The following is a 20,656-nucleotide window of genomic DNA, read 5'->3' on the forward strand; positions in this document are numbered from 1 at the left end:
CCTGCTGTTCCGAAAAACCCTTGCCCTTCCGACAGAGAGGAGAATGATCGCGTTCGGTTTTCAGCCGGGCACAACCGGCATCAAGGAGGAACAGCTATGACTGACCGTAAACTTCATCCCCAGACACTGGCGCTGCATGCCGGCTATCGCGCAGACCCGACCACGGGGTCGGTGGCGGTGCCCATCCACCAGACAACATCCTTTCAGTTCCGCGACACCGAACATGCGGAAAACCTGTTCGCGCTGAAGGAACTGGGAAACATCTATACCCGCATCATGAATCCGACCTGTGATGTGCTGGAACAGCGTATTGCAGCGATGGAAGGCGGCGTTGCCGGTCTCGCCCTGGCATCAGGTCAGGCCGCCTCGAACTTTGCCATCCTCAACCTCTGCCGCGCAGGTGACAACTTTGTCTGCTCCACCGGTATTTATGGCGGAACCTGGAACCTGTTCGCGAACACGCTGAAGGATCTTGGCATCGAATGTCGTTTCGTCGATCCGTCAGATCCGGAGAATTTCCGCAAGGCGACCGACGACAAAACCCGGTGCTACTACGGCGAAACCCTGGCCAATCCGCAGCTCAATGTTTTCCCGATCAGGGAAGTTGCCGATATCGGGCGCGAACTCGGTGTTCCGCTGATCATGGACAATACCGCCGCGCCGATGATCTGCCGGCCGCTGGAACATGGCGCAGCCGTGGTCATCTATTCGACAACAAAATATATCGGCGGTCACGGTACCTCGATTGGCGGCATGGTCGTTGATGGCGGAAACTTTGACTGGGAAGCCGGTGGCGACCGGTTCCCGACCCTGAATCAGCCGGACCCGAGTTATCATGGCGCCGTCTGGACCGAAGCGGTCAAGCCGCTTGGCCCGATTGCCTATATCCTGCGCATCCGGGTTATCCTGCTGCGGGACATGGGGTCGGCCATGAGCCCGATGAACGCATTCCAGTTCATTCAGGGCCTTGAGACCCTGGCGCTGCGGATGCCGGTTCATTGCGAGAATGCCAATAAGGTGGCGGCGTTCCTGAAAGCTCATGACAAGGTCTCCTCTGTCATTCATCCGAGCCAGCAGTCCGGTGAGCCCCGTCGTCGGGCAGATGCCTATCTGGATGGCGGCTTCGGCGGACTTGTCGGCTTTGAACTGAAGGGCGGCAAGGATGCCGGTCGGCGCTTCATTGACGGGCTGGAACTGCTGTATCACGTCGCGAATATCGGCGATGCGCGCAGCCTTGCCATCCACCCGGCCAGCACGACCCATTCGCAGCTTTCTGCAGAAGATCAGGTGGCCGCAGGGGTAACCCCCGGCTATGTCCGCCTGTCCGTTGGTATCGAACATATCGATGATATCCTGGCGGATCTGACACAGGCTCTCGACAAGGCATAACTCTGGTCGTCCTCCTTCCCCGCACAGCGGGGGAGGAGGGGCCATTGTGCCCCTGTCATCCTGATCGTCTTTCAGGCGGATACGGGGCTGACTGCGCGTCCGGGAGTGCCTTATCCCATGTCTGGACGTGACAGAATTACCAAAAGCGCCTATATGGCCGCCATGAACACCACATCTTCCATCGAAAAGACGGCCCTGAAGTCTGATGATCTCCGGGCCTGGGCGCAGCTTGATGCTGACGGCCGCAAGACCCTCATCGGATTAAGCCGTGAAGAGCTTGATGCCGAACTGACAGCCTTTGGCCTTCCGAAGTTTCGCGCCAAGCAGCTCTGGCACTGGATGTACCATCAGGGTGAGACTGATTTTGCGAAGATGACCACGCTGGGCAAGGACCTGCGTGCCCGGATGGCTGAACATTACGTGGTCGGACGGCCGGAGACGGTCACCGAACAACTGTCGGAAGATCGCACCCGTAAATGGCTGCTGCGCTTTGTTGACGGCAATGAAGCGGAATGTGTCTATATCCCGGAAGAAGACCGGGGGGCGCTCTGCATCTCCAGTCAGGTCGGCTGCACGCTGGCCTGCACCTTCTGCCATACCGGCACCCAGCAGCTTGTCCGCAATCTTGGCGCCTCGGAGATTGTCGGCCAGTTCATGAAGGCCCGCGATACCTATGGCGAATGGCCGTCGCCGAAAGACGGCGTTAACCGGATGCTCTCGAATATCGTGATGATGGGCATGGGTGAGCCGCTCTATAACTACGACAATGTGGCGAAGGCGCTGCGCATCCTTATGGACAGCGAGGGCATCAGCCTGTCGCGTCGCCGCATTACCCTGTCGACCTCCGGCGTTGTCCCGATGATCGAAAAGGTCGGTCAGGAACTGGGTGTCGGACTTGCCATCAGCCTGCATGCGGTCCGCGACGATCTGCGCGATGTGCTGGTGCCGATCAACCGCAAATGGCCGATTGCCGAACTGCTGGAAGCCTGCCGCAACTATCCCGCCGCGTCGAATTCGCGCCGGATCACCTTCGAATATGTCATGCTGAAAGGCATCAATGATTCCGATGCGGATGCGCATGAACTGGTGCGGCTGCTGAAAGATGTCCCGGCAAAGGTCAATCTGATCCCGTTCAATGCCTGGCCGGGGGCGGAATATGAATGTTCGTCGAACAACCGGATGCACCGGTTTGCCGATATCGTGAATGCCGGTGGATACTCCGCGCCGATCCGGGTGCCCCGCGGGCGTGACATTCTGGCGGCCTGTGGCCAGCTTAAAAGCGCCAGTGAACGCCAGCGTGGTCAGAAGGTCGCCCTGTAAGTCACCCTCCCGGCGCACTATGTTATTGTTGTAAGCAACAATAGTAACGGACGTCAGATGAAACCCGCCCTCCTGCTCGCCTTTCTCGGAACGCTTCTGGCGTCAGCCGCCTTCGCTGATCGTCTGGCAACCACTGAGGATGGCCGCAAGGTCGTGCTCCGCGATGACGGCACCTGGGTCTTTGCCGGACCTGCGGCGGAAAGCGACCTGCCGCCGATTGTGCTGTTGCAGGTCACCGAAATTGAGGATGGTCGCCGCGGCTGCTGGATCGAGATGGAGGCGACCAACGTGACGGAAGAACGCCTGCGCGGGTTTGAACCTTCGATCCTGTTCTCCGGCACGGCCCCGGCCTGGAAACGCGACGTCTCCTTCCGCTTCCCGGCCCTCGTCCCCCAGAGCAGCATCCGCATCAACCGTACCATCCGCGATGAGAAATGCAGCGCCATCGGCGATGGCCGCATCATCAGGATTGCAGGTGAATGCCGCAACGGTCAGGAAGTCCTCGAAGCCGGCGACTGTCTGGCACGAACGGAAGTAAGGCCGGGCAACCAGCTGATTGATGTGAGGAAGTAAGAGTAAAAAATTATGCTATAGAGAGAATTTTATCATGAATTTATCTGACAAGGTCCGAATAAAGTCAGGATATCCTTTTACTTGATGGTGAATTTTTGATTCCGCACCAAATATTTTTTCCGCTCGCTTGATATATGTCCAGAATGTCCATTTTTTCTTATCGGTAAATTGATCAAAATCCTCAACTTTTCCAAATTTTCTTACTATAAGTTCTGTTTTTAATATAGGCCGTAAGTATTTGTAATCTTTTCCTGGGTAGCGGCTGACTAAGTGTATTGCCTCTCTTTTAACGCAGAGAGTCATTTTTCTCTTGAAATTACTCAATGTCGAATCGCGTAAATATACTCTTTGTCCATCAAATCGAAACCCAAGATAATTCAATCCATTACGTGATTTTCCTTTAGGGTATATTGCTTCATATAGTAACCCCTCTGATGAGCGGGTAAATTTGTCGATAGTGCATTTGCTTTCTTTAATATCTAAATTCTCTCCATGAACCTGAATCAAATTACGAATTTTGTTCATAAAGTTGATTGGATCAACAGTGTTAATGGGGAGAATTATTAAAATATCATCAGAATAACGTAGGTAGTGACCATTTAGGGAGTTTGTTATCTTTGATACCTCAAAATCAAAATCTAATAAATAAAAATTAGCTATTAAATCCGATAGCGGAGCTCCTTGCGGAATACCATAGGTATTTTCATTTTTGTGAATTAAATTTTTATATTTAGGGTTTTTACCGCAAATTTTCTCACGAAATTCTTTCATGGTGCATAGTTGTTTTGGGATTTCCCGCCGAGGCAATAAATACCCCTTTACTCCTGATTTTTTTATCCCAAAATACCCTAATGCAGTATATGCTTCTTTGATATCAACAACATTGTATTTAGTTATTGCTTGAAAAACAGCGTAATGATCGGCTGGTAATATTTTGGTGTCTAGAAGTCGACACCAAATTTTATTGATTTTATCATGATCTAAATTTTCAAAAAAATTACTTATATCTAATGATATAGCCCAGCAGTTTTTAATATTTTTAATGTAATTAAAGGAGTCAGATGCGTGATTTATATTGCTTTTTCCGCTATTAATCGCAGAAGATATTGGTACTCTTCTGTAGGCAAGTACATTTTTAGAAATACCGTACTTTGTTAATAAATTTTCGTACTTCTGTGAAAGCCCATGACGATATCGACTGAAAATTGCAGCATCTCGTCGCGAGGCAAAGCGTATTTCACGAATTTTCTTTGGCTTGCCGAGCGGTCTGAACGGTTTGTAGGTGTTCTCATATTTCAAAAATGGTAAAAATGCATTTTCTTCTACTGCCTTGGGATTATTTGAAATTTCTTTCATTTCTTTTAATGAAAGCGGTGCGTCAAAATGAGGGTATTGCTTCTGATCGTCTTTTGAAGGAGTCCATTCTATCATTGCGTTTTCCCTCACGAGAGGGGAGGCAACTCCGTTCACGTTACGGATATGTTACCTCCCCGGCTATTGTTCGAGTGGGGCTTCCACTCTTGCACACGTGATCAACGTCGAACATGAGTTGTTATAATATAGTGGCGCAGCTTTACGTCACTTTAGGCTTGGCTGACGCACCCGTATCTTTCAGGAGGCTGACGATGCAGATTTCCATTCAGATCACTGTCGGGATAGCATTTAGCCTTGACAGTTATAACAGCGAACTACGGACCCTATTTGGACCGCATTTTCCGGAAATATGTCACAATGGTATGAAGTCAAGACGCGAGCCTAAGAAAATTTTAACAACGAATCTCGTCGTATTTTCGGCGTCTTTAAAATTGGGCCAACTCGCCTTTTTGCTTTGGTGCCCAGGAGAAGACTCGAACTTCCACGACCTTGCGGCCACAGGCACCTGAAGCCTGCGCGTCTACCAATTCCGCCACCTGGGCAGGCAGCCAATCCTTTGCATCGATTTCTCGGTGCGGGAGGCGAGTAGTTAAAGTCTGTCCCGCCTTCTGTCAACAGCGTTCAGACAGTTTCCGATCAGTTGACGCTTGGGTGGTCATCGGGTAAGCGACGGGCTAGATTAAGGGACAATATTCCAGCTCTTGGGGATGGCTATGAACGGGCGATTGGTAACGGTTTTTGGTGGGTCCGGATTTATCGGGCGGCATATCGTCCAGAAGCTGGCGTCGGAAGGATGCCGGGTTCGGGTGGCGGTACGGGATGCGGAAGGCGCAAAATTTCTGCTGCCACGCGGTGATGTCGGGCAGATTTCCATTCTGCCGACAGACCTGTCCAATGAAGAAAGCATTGCCCGCGCCTGTGCCGGTGCTGATGCAATTGTGAATGCCGCCGGTGTGCAGTCCGAAAGTGGCAAATCCACCTACCAGGCCGTGAATGCCGAAGGGGCAGGGCATATTGCCCGCCATGCCCGCCAGAACGGTGTCGGGGCGGTGGTGCATATCTCTGGCCTTGGTGCTGATTCCTCTTCTTCCATCGGTCTGGTGAAATGGAAGGGGCGTGGTGAGGAATATGTGCGCGGCGGATATCCGCAGGCGACGATTCTGCGCCCCAGTGTGGTTTTTGGCCCGGAAGATCATTACTTCAACCGGCTTGCCGGGATGCTGCGCTTCTGTCCGGTTCTGCCGGTTATCGGGGCAAGTCTGCCTTATATCAATTTCAACGAGTCGAAATGCGGGCTGGTGACGGCCAGCGGCGGCCCGGTGATGCAGCCGGTTTATGTCGGGGATGTGGTCGACGCGGTCTGGGTGGCGCTTAACGATGCCTCAAAGGCCGGAAAGACCTATGAACTGGGCGGTCCGGATGTGGTCAGCGGCACCGATTGTGCAAAGCTGATACTGGAGGTCACGCGCCGGAAGAACATTCCGCTGTCGCTGCCCTACTGGAAGGCAAAGCTGCTGGCTTATATCATGAAGCCGCTGCCAAACCCGGCCTTCACGCCGGATCATATCGATATGATGCAAATCCCGAACGTGGTCCATGAAGGGGCTGCCGGGTTCGCTGACCTCGGGTTGCAGCCGAAATCGCTGGCGGCAATCCTGCCGACCTATCTCGCTGCTTACCGCCCGCCGTCGAAACGTGGCCGTCAGGCCTGATAGGCCAGTGTCAGCAGGGCAGCGCCAAGCAGCAGCCGGTAGATCACAAAGGGCGTGAAAGACGCCCGGCGCAGCCAGGCCATCATGATGGCAATGGAAACCAGCGCGGTGATGAAGGCGAGGCCCGCCGCAACGAAGGCGTCTGTGGTGAGTTCGGGGTGCGAGCCGTCGAACAGAACCCGGCCTTTCAGCAGGCCGGCACCCAGAATGGCCGGAATCGACAACAGCATCGAGAAGCGGGCTGCCTCCGGGCGTTCATAGCCGCAGATACGTGCCGCCGTCATGGTAACGCCGGAGCGCGACATGCCGGGCAGGATGGCAAATACCTGCGAGATGCCGATCAGCAGCGATGTGCCGAAGGTCATATGTTCGATTCGCCGGACAGTCATGCCGATGCTGTCGGCGAGATAGAGGAACAGACCGCCGATCAGGGTGGTCCAGCCGATCAGTTCCAGTGTGCGGGGGGCATCCATACCGTAATGTTCGAGTGCAATCCCGGCGATGACCAGCGGCAGGGTGGCGATGATGACATGGCCAACCAGGGCCGCTGATGGTGACCGGCGTCCCCGGATCAGGCGCCCAAGACCCGCCAGCATCGCCCAGATGTCGCGCCAGAAATAGATCAGGACGGCACCGAGACTGCCGACATGGACGGCAACATCAATCAGGATGCCCTGATCCTTCCAGCCGGTCAGCAGAGGAACCAGGACCAGATGCCCGGAGGAACTGACCGGGAGAAACTCGGTTATACCCTGAATGATCGCCAGAACCGCGAGATGTAGTGAAATCACTTTGAGAGACCCCCAGATAGGCGGGGAAGATAACACCGGGAGGCCTGTGGGTGCAGTAGCAATTTTAGTCCCAGTTCGGACCTAATTAGCTGGTAGGTGATCCCGGAGAGGTTAAAACAGATATCCCGAACGGGGGTTTTTAAAAAAATAGTCATAGAAACTGACCTATCTGCCGAAATTTTCGTGCAATCGGCTCTGAGTGATATTATAGAACTGTTGTCGGACTTAATTCTTTGCGCCTGTTGCGCCAGACCGCCGCCCCCTGCGGGCGGCTCTTTAATCGGGAGAACGCCATGCCTCAACGGATGCTGAAATTCGTCAAGGTTGACCGTGAAATGCCAGCGAAGCGTGAGGCTGAGGCCCGCCGTGAGGACTGGCACGAGATATATGGCGAGTTCATCCGTGATAAGGCCGAGGAGCAGGCCAGCCGTTGTTCGCAATGCGGTGTGCCGTTCTGTCAGGTGCATTGCCCGCTGCATAATAATATCCCGGACTGGCTGATGCTGACGGCAAATGGCCGGCTGGAAGAGGCCTATGAGGTGTCTTCCGCGACCAACAACATGCCGGAAATCTGCGGCCGTATCTGTCCGCAGGACCGTCTCTGTGAAGGTAACTGTGTTATCGAGCAGTCTGGCCATGGCACCGTGACCATCGGTTCGGTTGAGAAATATATCACCGAAATGGCCTGGGAAAATGGCTGGGTGAAGCCCGTCAAACCATCGGTGGAGCGGGCTGAGTCGATTGGTGTGATTGGTGGTGGTCCGGCCGGAATGGCAGCCGCGGAGCAGCTTCGTAAACGTGGTTATCAGGTCACCATCTATGACCGCTATGACCGTATGGGCGGGTTGCTGATTTATGGCATTCCTTCCTTCAAGCTGGAAAAGGACGTGGTGGAACGCCGCACGCGCCTGCTGGCTGACAGCGGCATCACACTGGTTTCCAATTTTGAAGTTGGCCGGGATGCGACGCTGGCCGAGCTGCGCGAAAAGCATGACGCGGTTTTTATCGGCACCGGGGTCTATAAGGCGCGGGATATCACCCTGCCGGGTGCGGGCCTGAAGAACGTGCTGCCGGCGCTGGAATTCCTGACCGCGTCAAACCGTCTGGGGCTTGGTGATGATGTGCCGGAATTCGAGAATGGTACGCTGAATGCCAAGGGCAAGAATGTTGTGGTGATCGGCGGTGGTGATACCGCGATGGATTGCGTGCGCACGGCCGTCCGGCAGGGGGCCAGGTCGGTGAAATGTCTCTATCGCCGTGACCGGGAGAACATGCCGGGGTCGCAGCGTGAAGTCTCGAATGCGGAAGAGGAAGGGGTGGAGTTCGTCTGGCTTTCTGCACCGGAAGCCTTCACGGGTGACGGGGCTGTGGATCATGTCCGGGCATTGCGTATGCATCTTGGCATGCCCGATGCTTCTGGCCGGCGCAGCCCGGAGCCGATTGCGGACTCATCATTCAACATTCCCTGTGACATGGCGATCAAGGCGCTGGGTTTCGACCCGGAAGACCTGCCCACGATGTTCGGTGAGCCGGGTCTCGAAGTCAGTCGCTGGGGGACCATCAAGGTCGATTTCCGCACCCATATGACCATGCTGGACGGGGTGTTTGCCGGGGGCGATATCGTCCGTGGTGCGTCACTTGTCGTCTGGGCGGTACGCGACGGCCGGGACTGTGCCGATGCTATTCACACCTATATTCAGGCCAAGGCCAAAACGACGCTCAAACAGGCGTCCTGAGGGAGATCGGAAGATGACCAACAATCTGGAATTTATCCGCGACTGGCAGCGCAATGTCGATCACCTCACCGCCAATGGCATGTACAGCGAGGCGGATGAACACGCCTCCTGCGGGGTTGGCCTGGTTGTCGCCCTTGATGGCCAGTCACGTCGCGATGTCGTCGTCGCCGGAATCAACGCACTGAAGGCAGTCTGGCACCGTGGCGCCGTGGATGCAGACGGCAAGACCGGTGACGGTGCCGGTATTCATGTTGAAATCCCGCAGGCATTTTTCCGCAAACATATTGAACGGACCGGGCATTCCCCGGATACGGGCCGGCTGGCTGTCGGTATGGTCTTCTTGCCGAAGGCCGATCTGAACGGACAGGAAGTCTGCCGCGGTATCGTCGAGACGGAAATTCTGGATCGCGGATATCGTATCTACGGCTGGCGCCAGGTGCCGGTCAATGTCGAGGTGATTGGCGAGAAGGCGAACGCGACCCGGCCCGAAATCGAACAGATCATGATTTCGAATACCAAGGGCCTGAGTGATGAGGAGTTCGAGACCGAACTTTATATCATTCGCCGCCGTATCGAGAAGAAGGTCCAGCAGCAGAACATCAACGAATTCTATATCTGTTCGCTGAGCTGCCGGTCGCTGATCTACAAGGGCATGTTCCTCGCCGAGCAGCTGTCGATTTTCTATCCGGACCTGCTTGATGAGAGCTTTACCTCGCGTTTTGCGATCTACCATCAGCGCTATTCGACAAATACCTTCCCGACCTGGAAGCTGGCCCAGCCTTTCCGCATGCTCGCGCATAACGGCGAGATCAATACGGTCACGGGCAACATCAACTGGATGAAAAGCCATGAAACCCGTATGGCGAGTAAGATCTTCGGTGACTCGGTCGAAGACCTGAAGCCGGTCATTCAGCTCGGCAGTTCCGATTCTGCTGCACTCGATGCATCCTTTGAGCTTCTGGTGCGCGGTGGACGGGAGGCTCCGATGGTCAAGCTGATGCTGATCCCGGAAAGTCTCGGTCGGGATTCGACCATTCCCGACGAACATGCGGCGATGATCAACTATGCCAATTGTGTCATGGAACCCTGGGATGGCCCGGCAGCAATAGCGGCAACCGATGGTCGCTGGGTTGTCGCAGGGATGGATCGCAACGGTCTGCGTCCGATGCGCTTTACCCGCACCAGCAACGATTTGCTGATCGTCGGTTCTGAAACGGGCATGGTGACGGTTGATGAAACCACTGTGCTTGAAAAAGGCCGCCTCGGCCCGGGGGAAATGGTCGCTGTCGATCTGGCAGACGGGCATTTCTATCATGACCGCGACATCAAGGGGCATCTCGCAGGACAGGCTAATTACTCTGACTGGATTCAGGAAATCACAGTCATTGATGACCTGATCAGTCCTGATCATGATGAAGTGGCTGAATATGCCGGTGATGAACTGCGTCGCCGGCAGGTTGCCAGTGGTGTGACCCTGGAAGAACTGGAACTGATTCTGCATCCGATGGTCGAGGATGCGAAGGAAGCCATCGGCTCGATGGGTGATGATACGCCGCTTGCGGTGCTGTCGGACAGCTATCGCGGGCTGCATCATTTCTTTCGCCAGACATTCTCGCAGGTTACCAATCCGCCTATTGATTCCCTGCGTGAGCGTCAGGTGATGACGCTGCGCACGCGGCTTGGGAACCTTGGCAATATTCTGGATGAGGACAAAAGCCAGTGTGATCTGCTGCAGCTGGAATCACCGGTCCTGACCAATGCCGAATTCGATGCGATGGCCGCCTATATGGGAGAAACCGCCGCCGAGATCGACTGTACCTTCGACACATCCGGTGGCGATGGTGCATTGCGTGATGCCCTGAACCGTATTCGCAGAGAAGCTGAAGACGCGGTTCGCGGTGGTTGTGTTCATGTGATTCTGTCCGATATGACGGTCAGCAAGACACGTACCGCAATCCCGATGATTCTGGCGACGGGTGCCGTTCATACACATCTGCAACGCCAGCAACTCCGGACCTTCACATCGCTGAATGTTCGTTGCGGTGAATGTATGGACGTCCATTATTTCGCGGTGCTGATCGGTGTCGGTGCAACGACCGTGAACGCCTATATGGCGCAGGAAAATATCGCTGACCGGCATCGCTGGGGGCTGTTTCCGGGTCTGACATTGCGTGACTGCATGGAGCGCTACACGGAGGCGGTCAATCAGGGGTTGCTGAAGGTGATGTCGAAGATGGGCATTTCCGTCATCTCGTCCTACCGCGGTGGTTATTGTTTTGAGGCTGTAGGCCTGTCACGGGCACTGGTTGCGGAATATTTCCCCGGCATGCATTCCCGTATTTCCGGGATCGGTCTGTTCGGTATCCAGCGAAAGACTGTCGATCAGCATCGCAAGGCATTTGACGAAGATGTGGTCGCGCTGCCGGTCGGCGGTTTCTATCGCTATCGGCAGGGTGGTGAGCGTCATGCCCATGACGGCCGCCTGATCCATATTCTGCAACATGCGGTGACGACAGGTGCCTATTCCCAGTACAAGAAATTTTCTGACGGGCTGCGCCATCGTGACCCGATTCACCTGCGCGACCTGCTGGATTTCCGTCACAACCGCAAACCGATTTCGATTGATGAAGTCGAGAGCATCACCGAAATCCGCAAGCGGTTTGTAACGCCGGGCATGTCGCTTGGTGCGCTCAGCCCGGAAGCACATGAAACCCTGACCATCGCCATGAACCGGATCGGCGCGAAATCGAATTCCGGCGAAGGCGGCGAGGGCAAGGAACGCTATTCACCCTATGAAAATGGTGACAATGCCAATTCGCCGATCAAGCAGATCGCGTCCGGCCGGTTTGGCGTCACGGCGGAATATCTGAACAACTGCCGTGAAATCCAGATCAAGGTCGCGCAGGGTGCCAAACCCGGTGAAGGTGGCCAGCTGCCGGGTTTCAAGGTCACGGTGGAAATTGCCCGGCTGCGTCATTCGACGCCGGGTGTAACCTTGATCTCGCCGCCGCCGCATCATGATATCTATTCGATCGAGGATCTGGCGCAGCTGATCTATGACCTGAAGCAGATCAATCCGGAAGCCCGGGTTTCCGTGAAGCTTGTCGCCCGCTCGGGCATCGGCACGATTGCCGCCGGGGTCGCCAAGGCGAAGGCGGACACCATCCTGATTGCCGGCCATGACGGCGGCACCGGGGCCAGCCCGCAGACCAGCCTGAAGTTTGCCGGTATTCCGTGGGAAATGGGGTTGTCGGAAGTCAATCAGGTCCTGACCCTGAACCGTCTGCGCCATACGGTAACCCTGCGCACTGATGGTGGCATCAAATCAGGTCGTGATGTTGTGATCGCGGCAATGATGGGCGCCGAGGAATTCGGTGTCGGAACCACCTCGCTGGTGGCAATGGGCTGTATCATGGTGCGTCAGTGCCATTCGAACACCTGTCCGGTCGGGGTTTGTACCCAGGACCCGGCGTTGCGTGACCGTTTTGTCGGTACACCGGAGAAGGTGGTCAATCTGTTCAGTTTCATCGCTGAGGAAGTGAAGGAAATCCTTGCTGAACTGGGCTTCCGTTCACTGAACGAGATCATTGGACGGACCGACCTGCTGGCACAGGTCAGCCGCGGGCATTCGCATCTCGATGATCTTGATCTCAATCCGCTGCTGGCACAGGCTGATGCAGGCGGACTGCCACGTTACAACAAGACCGGTGACCGCAATGAAGTGCCGGAAACGCTGGATGCGGAAATTATTCGCGATGCGAAACCGGCACTGGAACGCGGCGAGAAGATGCAGCTGACCTATGCGGTGCGCAATACGCATCGGGCGGTCGGGACCAAGTTCTCCTCGGCGCTGGTTCGTCGGTTCGGCATGACCGGCCTTCAGCCAAATCACATCACGCTGCGCCTGCGGGGCTCTGCGGGGCAGTCGCTTGGTGCCTTTGCGGTTCAGGGGCTGAAGATCGAAGTCTTCGGTGATGCCAATGATTATGTCGGCAAGGGTCTGTCCGGCGGCACCATCGTGGTTCGTCCGATGATCTCGGCAACCCTGAAGAGCAATGAGAATACCATCATCGGCAATACTGTTCTGTATGGGGCGACCGCCGGAAAGCTGTTCGCAGCCGGACAGGCAGGTGAGCGTTTCGCGGTTCGTAATTCGGGCGCGGATGTGGTTGTCGAAGGCTGCGGCTCAAACGGTTGCGAATATATGACCGGTGGGGTTGCTGTCATTCTGGGCGATGTCGGTGCGAATTTCGCTGCCGGCATGACCGGGGGAATGTGCTTCGTGTACGACCAGTCCGGCCTGTTTGAAGAACGGGTGAACCGTGAAATGGTGCTGCCGATCCGGTTCCAGACCGAACATTGGGAAAATGTCTGTAAGGAACTCATTGCAGAACATGTCCGCGAAACCAGTTCAATGTTTGCCGAGAACCTGCTGAATGACTGGCATCGGGAACGCGATAATTTCTGGCAGGTTGTACCGACGGAAATCATGCACAAACTGGAACATCCGGCACTGGCCGAGACTTCGGATGAGAAGATAGCCTGATATTCAGGGCCGTTTTCGGATGGCTTAACGGGTGCGAGAGGAAGCTGCGGTGGAACTGTATGACTTTCTGGATTCCGGGAACGGCTACAAGATCCGGTTGCTGCTGCATAAACTCGGTGTCGATTACACCCGGATCGAGGTGAATATTCTGGCAGGGGAGACCCGGACGCCGGAATTCCTCGCCTGGAATCCGGATGGCCGTGTGCCGCTGCTGAAGCTGGATGACGGCCGCCTGCTGCCGGAATCAAACGCTATTCTGTATTATCTGGCTGAGGGCAGCCGGTATTTTCCGGAAGACCGCTTTACCCGGGCCGAGGTCATGCGCTGGATGTTCTGGGAACAGTATGTCCATGAACCGAATGTCTCCGTGGCCCGCTTTATCCGCCATTTTCTGCCAGCGGATCACCCCCGGCGGGGCGCAGAGCTGGAACAGAAAATGACTGGTGGCAAACGTGCCCTGCAAATCATGGACCGGCATCTCGACGGGCGAAAATTTATGGTCGGGGATAGACTGACCATCGCTGATATCTGCCTGTACGGGTACAGTAATGTTGCCGAAGAAGGCGGGTTCAGACTCGCAGAATACCCGAATTTGTTGGACTGGCTGAAGCGTGTTGCCGATGATACGCCGCATATTCCGATTACCCGGGGGTAGCGATTTGGAAGATGCAGAAATTGACGTGCGTATCCGGCGCGTTGAAACAGAAGACGGTCCACAGGTCCGGCAGGTTCTGACAGCGGCATTTGATGGCGAGGAAGAGGCCAATCTGGTCGCCTCACTGACCGCAGAGAACGCTATTGAATTCGGACTTGTTGCCGAAGCGGCAGGCCATCATATCGGGAATATCTTTTTTAGCCGGCTGACCATCACCGGGCCTGCCGACCCTGTCCGGGCGCTGGCGCTGGCACCAGTTGCGATCCATCCGGACCTGCAGCGCCTTGGCATCGGATCAGCCCTGATCAATGGCGGGCTGGCCCTGGCCGCTCAGAACAAGTGGGATATGGTGCTGGTACTGGGCGATCCCGAATTCTATCACCGTTTCGGGTTCGAGGTCGACGCGGCGAAAGCTGTCGATTGCCCCTATAGCGGCCCGGCGCTGGCCGCCTGGACCTATCCGGGCGTCATTTTGCCGGACAACATGATCGCCCGTTATCCGGATTCATTTAACAGCCTGAACTGACGGGCGGGCATACGGGCCACCCTCCGAAGATGGAATAATGTTTCCCTTCGAAGGATGGCGTTCTGTCTCAGGATCGCTGATTGAATCTCCGTCCGACCAGTGCCGCGGCGATGTTCACTTTCTGGATGTCGATGGTGCCACCGGCGATGCCCCAGCCCCAGCCGTCGCGGAATTTCTGTTCCATCGGATATTCCTTGGAATAGCCGTAGGCTCCCATCAGCTGCACGGCCTTGCCGGTGACTTCCCGGACAATCTCGTTGGCGAAGCATTTGGCGATGGATGAGTCTGCCACCGATGGCAGACCGGCTTCGGCATTGGCAACGGCCCGGTATAGCAACAGACGGGCCGCATCCACCTTCATCGCCATCTCGGCGATATGCAGCTGAACGGCCTGGAAATCGACGATGGGTTTGCCGAACTGCTCGCGTTCCTGAACATAGGCGAGCACGTAATCAAGGGCGGACTGGGCGATGGCCAGGCTCATGGTCGTGTTACCGCAACGCTCCAGATCAAAGGCTTCCATCAGCTTCGGAAAGCCGCCTGCGGGGACAATGATGTTACCGGCAGGGACAACCACATTATCGAGATAGATATCGGCGCTGCAGATGCCGCGAAAGCCCATATGCTGCTCACGCTTGCCGAAGGACAGGCCTTCGGAACCATCTTCAACCAGCACGGCACCAATCCCTTTGGCCCCGGGGGCATCGGACAGGCGGCAGTAGACCACATAGGCGTCGGCATGGCTGGCGCCGGAGGACCAGCGCTTCTGGCCATTGATGGTGACCTTGTCGCCGGTCACCTTGGCACGGGTTGTCAGATCGGTCAGGGCGGTTCCGGCCTGTGGTTCCGACATGGCGACGGAAACAATCATCTCACCGGCACAAACCTTTGGAATGACACGCTCGCGCAGTTCCTGCGGCGCGAAATGTGCGATGGCCAGTGTCGGACCAAAACAGGATTCAAAGATCGGGAAGGCAATGGCCGGAGATATCTTTGCCACTTCTTCCATCACGATGACGGCGTCGAGATGGGACAGGCCGACACCGCCGAGTGATTCCTCCAGATTGACCCCGAGCAGCCCCATCGCCGCATAGCGTTTGACCAGATCGTGTGAGGGCGGTTCGTCGTCGGCTTCAATCTGCCGGGCGATGTCCGGCAGTTCGGTCGTCGCAAAGCGGCGAACGGTTTCCTGCAGGGCGCGCTGATCTTCTGAAAGGCTGAAATCCATCTGGTACGTCTCCGTTTATCGTTGCCGCCAGAATGGCCCAGCAGACTGGCGGGGTAAATGCCGGTCTGTCCCGCAAACGGAAAACCGCCAAAGAAAAAGGGCCGGCGATTGCAGTCGCCGGCCCGGATTATCTTCAGCTTCCAGAATTCAATCAGGTGTCGAGGAAACTCCGCAGCTTCCGCGACCGTGACGGATGCTTCAGCTTGCGCAGCGCCTTGGCTTCAATCTGACGGATACGTTCGCGGGTGACAGAGAACTGCTGACCGACTTCTTCCAGCGTATGGTCGGTGTTCATGCCGATACCAAAGCGCATCCGAAGAACACGTTCTTCACGCGGGGTCAGGCTGGCCAGCACCCGTGTCGTTGCCTCACGCAGGTTGCCCTGAATGGCGGCGTCGAGCGGCTGGACGGCGTTCTTGTCTTCGATGAAGTCACCGAGATGGCTGTCTTCCTCGTCTCCGATCGGGGTTTCAAGGCTGATCGGCTCCTTGGCGATCTTGAGGACCTTGCGGACCTTCTCAAGCGGCATGGAGAGCTTTTCAGCCAGTTCTTCCGGTGTCGGCTCACGACCGATTTCATGCAGCATCTGGCGTGATGTGCGGACCAGCTTGTTGATGGTCTCTATCATATGCACCGGAATCCGGATGGTGCGCGCCTGGTCGGCAATCGACCGTGTGATCGCCTGTCTGATCCACCATGTGGCATAGGTCGAGAACTTGTAGCCGCGACGATATTCAAACTTATCGACAGCCTTCATCAGGCCGATATTGCCTTCCTGAATCAGATCCAGGAACTGCAGGCCGCGGTTGGTATATTTCTTGGCGATGGAGATGACGAGACGCAGGTTGGCCTCGATCATTTCCTTCTTTGCCTTGCCGGCTTCGCGTTCGCCGCGCTGGACCGTATGGACAATCCGGCGGAATTCGCTGATCGGCAGGGCGGCTGCTTCGGCGACTTCGGAAATCAGGCTGCGGGTTTCCTCGATTTCTTCAGCGTTCTTCTCGATATATTTCTTCCAGCCTTTACCCGGCAGCTTGCTGACCCGTTCAACCCAGTTCGGATCCAGCTCGTTACCCTGATATTCGCGGATGAAGTCTTCGCGTTTTACCTTTGCCTTGTCGGCGAGACGCCACAACTTGCCTTCAAGGTTCAGCAGGCGGCGGTTGAGCCCCTGCAAATGATCGACCAGCTGTTCGATACGCGCATTGTTCAGATGCACGCCTTCCATCAGTTCGACCAGTTCCTGCTTCAGCTTGTTGTACCGCTTTTCCGTTGCCGGCGGCACTTCTTCACCGGCGGACAGAGCGGTAATCCGCTTTTCCTGAACCTTCTGCATTTTTGCATGGGTCTTGGCGATGTTCTCGAACGTCTCCAGCACGATCGGGCGCAGGGCCATTTCCATGGCTGCGAGCGAGACCGAAACCTCGTCGCCATCATCCTCGTCGTCGCTTTCACCTTCGGTCTTTTCACCGTCGGCCGCTTCACCGTCGCCGGCTTCGCCATCAGCTTTTTTGACGGTCTCGCCTTCAGCGGGTTTGGGAATAACCGGTTTCGGGGGAGTCAGCTTGACGACGTTATCGGCTTTTGGTGCCGCGCCTTCTTCACCATCGTCACTGTCTTCGCCGTCTTCGTCGGTTTCTTCGCCATCTTCATCGACAGCGACCGGGCCAGAGCCGTAGGTTGCGTCGAGATCAATGACATCACGCAGCAGAATCAGTTCGTCCTGCAAATCGTCATGCCAGTTGACGATGGCCTGAATGGTCAGCGGGCTTTCACAGATGCCGCCGATCATCATCTCGCGACCGGCCTCGATCCGTTTGGCGATGGCGATTTCACCTTCGCGGGACAGCAGCTCGACGGAACCCATTTCACGCAGATACATGCGAACAGGATCGTCGGTGCGTCCGACATCGTCATCGCTGAGGTTGCCGCTTTCCTTTTCTTCGGAATCGTCTGACGACTTTGTGCTGTCTTCAGCGTCTTCCTCGTTCTCGACCACAGTGATGCCCATTTCGGACAGCTGGGCGAGGAAATCCTCGATCTGTTCGGAAGAAAAATCGTCCTGCGGAAGGGCGTTGTTGAGTTCGTCCATCGTGACGAACCCGCGGTCCTTTGCGCGGACGAGCAGCTTTTTGACGCTTTGTCCTAATGTATCAAGCAGTGGACCGGCTTCGGTTTCTTCGCTTGAGTCTGTTGTTTCAGCTGCTTCGGTTGCTTTTGCCATATTGTCCAATAATCCCCTGGTCCAGCGCGCCTCATAGCTGCGCGATTACCCGTGACGTCAAATTCAGGCGTGTCGCTGTACCGTTTCCGGTTCGGTATCATCCAGCAACGTCAATTCCTGCGCTCTCAAGTCGAGCAGATAGCGAAAATTTTCCGGGGTGTTGTCCGTCGCGAGACGCTGTTCCGCATATTTAATCTCATCTTTCAGAGCTTCCTGTTGGAAGATACGAAACGTGTGTTTCCACCCGGCGAAAGCTTCCGTCTTGTCCGCCTCCGGTTTTGCAAAACCAACTGTACGAAGTTTCTGATCACCGGTTATCGCGGCAATTACAGAGGCAAAACCTGCTTCGATTAGTTGGTCTTTCAGTCGTTGCGGTTCAAGAGGGCTGCACTCGAAGGCGCGAATTAAGACTTGCTGTCGGAAATTGTCAAGATCAGGCGCGGAAAAGCTGACATTTCCGAGATCTTCAATGACCTCAGGCAGCAAGTCCGGGTGATTCAGCAGGATAACAAGCATCAGGCGTTCGCGTTCCCGGCGCCCGGGAGTCGCCAGTGGCGCCGCAGTTCCGGCCCGGAAACCGGCTTTCCCGTCGCCCCCGCGCTTTTTGCTCATACGACGCCAGAAACGCTGGAAGAAGGCGTCGTTAAAACTTTTCTGGACAGTTTTGTCTTCAATCAGTTTCACTTGGCTTTCCAGTGCCTGCCAGACAGCAGCCCGTCGTTCCGGGTTTTCCAGATCGCGCCCGACGACCTCGATATCCCACAGCTTGTCAGAGAGGCTGCTGGCACCTTTCAGCAGGCTGCGCATGGCCTCGGCACCTTCGCGCTGAATCAGGCTGTCCGGGTCTTCGCCGGAGGGCAGCAGGGCAAAGCGGAGAGATTTTCCCGGCTTCAGCAGTGGCAATGCCCGTTCAAGAGCGCGGGCTGCCGCCCGCTGACCGGCTTTGTCCCCGTCAAAGCAGAGGACAGGTTCGTCCGCCATGCGCCATAACAGATCAAGCTGCTCCTCTGTCAGTGCGGTACCAAGCGGGGCGACCGCACCGGTGAAGCCTGCTGCGTGAAGGGCGATGACGTCCATATAGCCTTCGGTCACGATCACCGTGGCCTTGTCATGGGCCGCCTTGCGGGCCAGGTCACCGCCATAGAGGTTCCGCCCCTTGTGAAACAGATCGGTTTCCGGTGAGTTCAGATATTTCGGCTGACCATCGCCCAGTGCACGGCCGCCAAAGGCCACGATGCGTCCCCGCAGATCGCTGATCGGAAACATTACCCGGCCCCGGAACCGGTCATAGGTCTGGCGGCCACCTTCATCCGGATTGATCAGCAGACCGGCAGCAACAAGGGCACGTTCCGTCTGGCCCTGTTGCAGGAAATGGCTTTTCAGGGCATCGCGGCTGTCCGGAGAAAAGCCGATCTGGAACCGGCGGATCGTCTCTTCCGACAGCCCGCGTTCCCGCAGATAGGTCAGGGCGGTGCGGCCTTCGGGAGCAAACAGGCGCTGGGCATACCAGTCCGCAGCCTGTTCGAGGATATCGCGCTGGTCGGCGGCCTGTCGTGACCGTTCCCGGCTTTCCGGAGACTGTTCCGGCATCCGCAGTCCGGCCTCACCAGCCAGTTTTTCGACAGCTTCCGGAAAGGTCAGACCTTCGACCTTCATCAGGAAACTGATGACATCGCCATGCTCACCGGAGGAAAAGCAGTGATAGAAGCCTTTCGACGGAACGACGGTGAAGGAGGGGCTTTTCTCCTTGTTGAAGGGAGACAGGCCAACAAATTCCCGGCCTTTTTTCTGCAGGCGAACATGCCGACCAATCACGTCCTCCAGGGGGACGCGGTTTCTTAATTCATCAAGAAACTCCGGCGGAAAACGCATTCACGGGTCCATACAGTTCGGTCGGTGGGGGCGGGTAACCTGTCGGGGTTTCCATGTCATCTTTCGGGACCTGTGGAAACGCAGCAAAACTTCCCCGCACCACCAGCATGACATAGTACGTCCGCTGGCGGTGGGAATACAGCATCCCGGTATGTGGAAAGCGGGGACTTAAATTACAGGATCAGGCGAGACGTTTCTTCACCAGGGCACCGGCCTTGGCAAAGTCCATGCGTCCGGCATAGCCCTCACGCAGACCACCCATGACCTTGCCGATGTCCTTGACCGATTCGGCGCCGGTCTTTGCGATCAGGTCATCCACGGCTTTTTCAATTTCAGCGTCAGACATCTGCGCGGGCAGGAAGCTCTTGATGACTTCGATTTCCTGACTTTCCTGTTCAGCAAGTTCAAGGCGACCGCCCTTCTCATACATCGAGATCGACTCGTTGCGCTGCTTCACCATGGATTGCAGCAGTTTCAGGATTTCGTCGTCACTTATGCCGTCCATGTTGCCGGACGAACGCTCGTTGATGTCGCGATCCTTGAGGGAAGCGAGAATGAGGCGGATCGTGGAAACAGCACGTTCCTTCTTTGCCTTCATTGATGTTTTCAGTGCGGCGTTCAATTGTTCGCGCAGCATGCCATACCCCGTAAGAAAGTGGTGCTTGCCATCCTCAGATGGCCCAAGCGGCGGACATTAAACCAACCCGGCG

The 20,656-nt window shown here is 56.0% G+C and carries 14 protein-coding genes and 1 tRNA gene; 8 read left to right on the forward strand and 7 right to left on the reverse strand.

Annotation, left to right across the window (positions count from 1 at the left end; all coding sequences use genetic code 11):
- The first annotated feature begins 96 nt into the window (after positions 1–96).
- The 3 genes from GH722_11240 to GH722_11250 all read left to right on the forward strand — a co-directional run bounded on the left by GH722_11240 (position 97) and on the right by GH722_11250 (position 3,282).
- A complete protein-coding gene (locus tag GH722_11240; GenBank protein ID MRG72349.1) occupies positions 97–1,389 on the forward strand; it encodes a bifunctional O-acetylhomoserine aminocarboxypropyltransferase/cysteine synthase in 1,293 nt (430 codons plus the stop codon).
- Between the two features lie 153 nt (positions 1,390–1,542).
- Positions 1,543–2,709, forward strand: a complete 1,167-nt coding sequence (gene rlmN / locus GH722_11245) for a 23S rRNA (adenine(2503)-C(2))-methyltransferase RlmN (GenBank protein ID MRG72350.1) — start codon at positions 1,543–1,545, stop codon at positions 2,707–2,709.
- Between the two features lie 57 nt (positions 2,710–2,766).
- Positions 2,767–3,282 (forward strand): hypothetical protein, encoded by a 516-nt coding sequence (locus GH722_11250; GenBank protein ID MRG72351.1) that lies wholly within the window; start codon positions 2,767–2,769, stop codon positions 3,280–3,282.
- Positions 3,283–3,297: 15 nt separating this feature from the next.
- On the opposite strand, the gene GH722_11255 is transcribed toward GH722_11250, so the two are convergent.
- Together GH722_11255 and GH722_11260 are read right to left on the reverse strand one after the other, a co-directional pair.
- Positions 3,298–4,713 carry a reverse transcriptase gene (locus tag GH722_11255; GenBank protein ID MRG72352.1) on the reverse strand — a complete coding sequence of 472 codons (1,416 nt, stop codon included), beginning with the start codon at positions 4,711–4,713 and terminating at the stop codon, positions 3,298–3,300.
- A gap of 398 nt (positions 4,714–5,111) precedes the next feature.
- Positions 5,112–5,198, reverse strand: a tRNA-Leu gene (locus GH722_11260).
- A gap of 165 nt (positions 5,199–5,363) precedes the next feature.
- Between GH722_11260 and GH722_11265 the strand changes: the two genes are divergently transcribed.
- On the forward strand, positions 5,364–6,368 hold the full coding sequence (locus GH722_11265; GenBank protein ID MRG72353.1) for an NAD(P)H-binding protein: 1,005 nt from the start codon (positions 5,364–5,366) through the stop codon (positions 6,366–6,368).
- Here GH722_11265 and GH722_11270 read toward each other — a convergent pair.
- Positions 6,359–7,159: an undecaprenyl-diphosphatase gene (locus tag GH722_11270; protein MRG72354.1), complete on the reverse strand. Its 801-nt coding sequence runs from the start codon at positions 7,157–7,159 to the stop codon at positions 6,359–6,361. The two genes, GH722_11265 and GH722_11270, sit on opposite strands and share 10 nt — an antisense overlap.
- A 293-nt stretch (positions 7,160–7,452) precedes the next feature.
- On the opposite strand from GH722_11270, the gene GH722_11275 reads away from it, so the two are divergent.
- The 4 genes from GH722_11275 to GH722_11290 are packed head-to-tail and all read left to right on the forward strand — an operon-like array spanning position 7,453 to position 14,622.
- On the forward strand, positions 7,453–8,895 hold the full coding sequence (locus tag GH722_11275; protein ID MRG72355.1) for an NAD(P)-binding protein: 1,443 nt from the start codon (positions 7,453–7,455) through the stop codon (positions 8,893–8,895).
- 13 nt (positions 8,896–8,908) lie between these two features.
- Complete coding sequence (gene gltB, locus GH722_11280; protein ID MRG72356.1) at positions 8,909–13,441, forward strand: glutamate synthase large subunit; 4,533 nt, start codon at positions 8,909–8,911, stop codon at positions 13,439–13,441.
- Positions 13,442–13,490: 49 nt separating this feature from the next.
- A complete protein-coding gene (locus GH722_11285) occupies positions 13,491–14,096 on the forward strand; it encodes a glutathione S-transferase family protein (protein ID MRG72357.1) in 606 nt (201 codons plus the stop codon).
- Positions 14,062–14,622 carry a GNAT family N-acetyltransferase gene (locus tag GH722_11290; protein ID MRG72358.1) on the forward strand — a complete coding sequence of 187 codons (561 nt, stop codon included), beginning with the start codon at positions 14,062–14,064 and terminating at the stop codon, positions 14,620–14,622. The genes GH722_11285 and GH722_11290 overlap by 35 nt, the downstream gene beginning before the upstream one ends.
- A gap of 67 nt (positions 14,623–14,689) precedes the next feature.
- Here the strand turns inward: GH722_11290 and GH722_11295 are convergent, their stop codons facing one another.
- From GH722_11295 to GH722_11310, 4 genes are all read right to left on the reverse strand, one after another.
- Positions 14,690–15,850, reverse strand: coding sequence for an acyl-CoA dehydrogenase (locus GH722_11295; GenBank protein MRG72359.1), 1,161 nt, complete (start codon positions 15,848–15,850; stop codon positions 14,690–14,692).
- 151 nt (positions 15,851–16,001) lie between these two features.
- Positions 16,002–18,074, reverse strand: coding sequence for an RNA polymerase sigma factor RpoD (rpoD, locus tag GH722_11300; protein ID MRG72360.1), 2,073 nt, complete (start codon positions 18,072–18,074; stop codon positions 16,002–16,004).
- 63 nt (positions 18,075–18,137) lie between these two features.
- Positions 18,138–19,946 carry a DNA primase gene (locus GH722_11305; protein ID MRG72361.1) on the reverse strand — a complete coding sequence of 603 codons (1,809 nt, stop codon included), beginning with the start codon at positions 19,944–19,946 and terminating at the stop codon, positions 18,138–18,140.
- Between the two features lie 181 nt (positions 19,947–20,127).
- Positions 20,128–20,583 (reverse strand): GatB/YqeY domain-containing protein, encoded by a 456-nt coding sequence (locus GH722_11310; GenBank protein MRG72362.1) that lies wholly within the window; start codon positions 20,581–20,583, stop codon positions 20,128–20,130.
- Positions 20,584–20,656: the final 73 nt, after the last annotated feature.

It is taken from the genome of Alphaproteobacteria bacterium HT1-32, from assembly GCA_009649675.1.
GTDB lineage: Bacteria > Pseudomonadota > Alphaproteobacteria > Rhodospirillales > HT1-32 > HT1-32.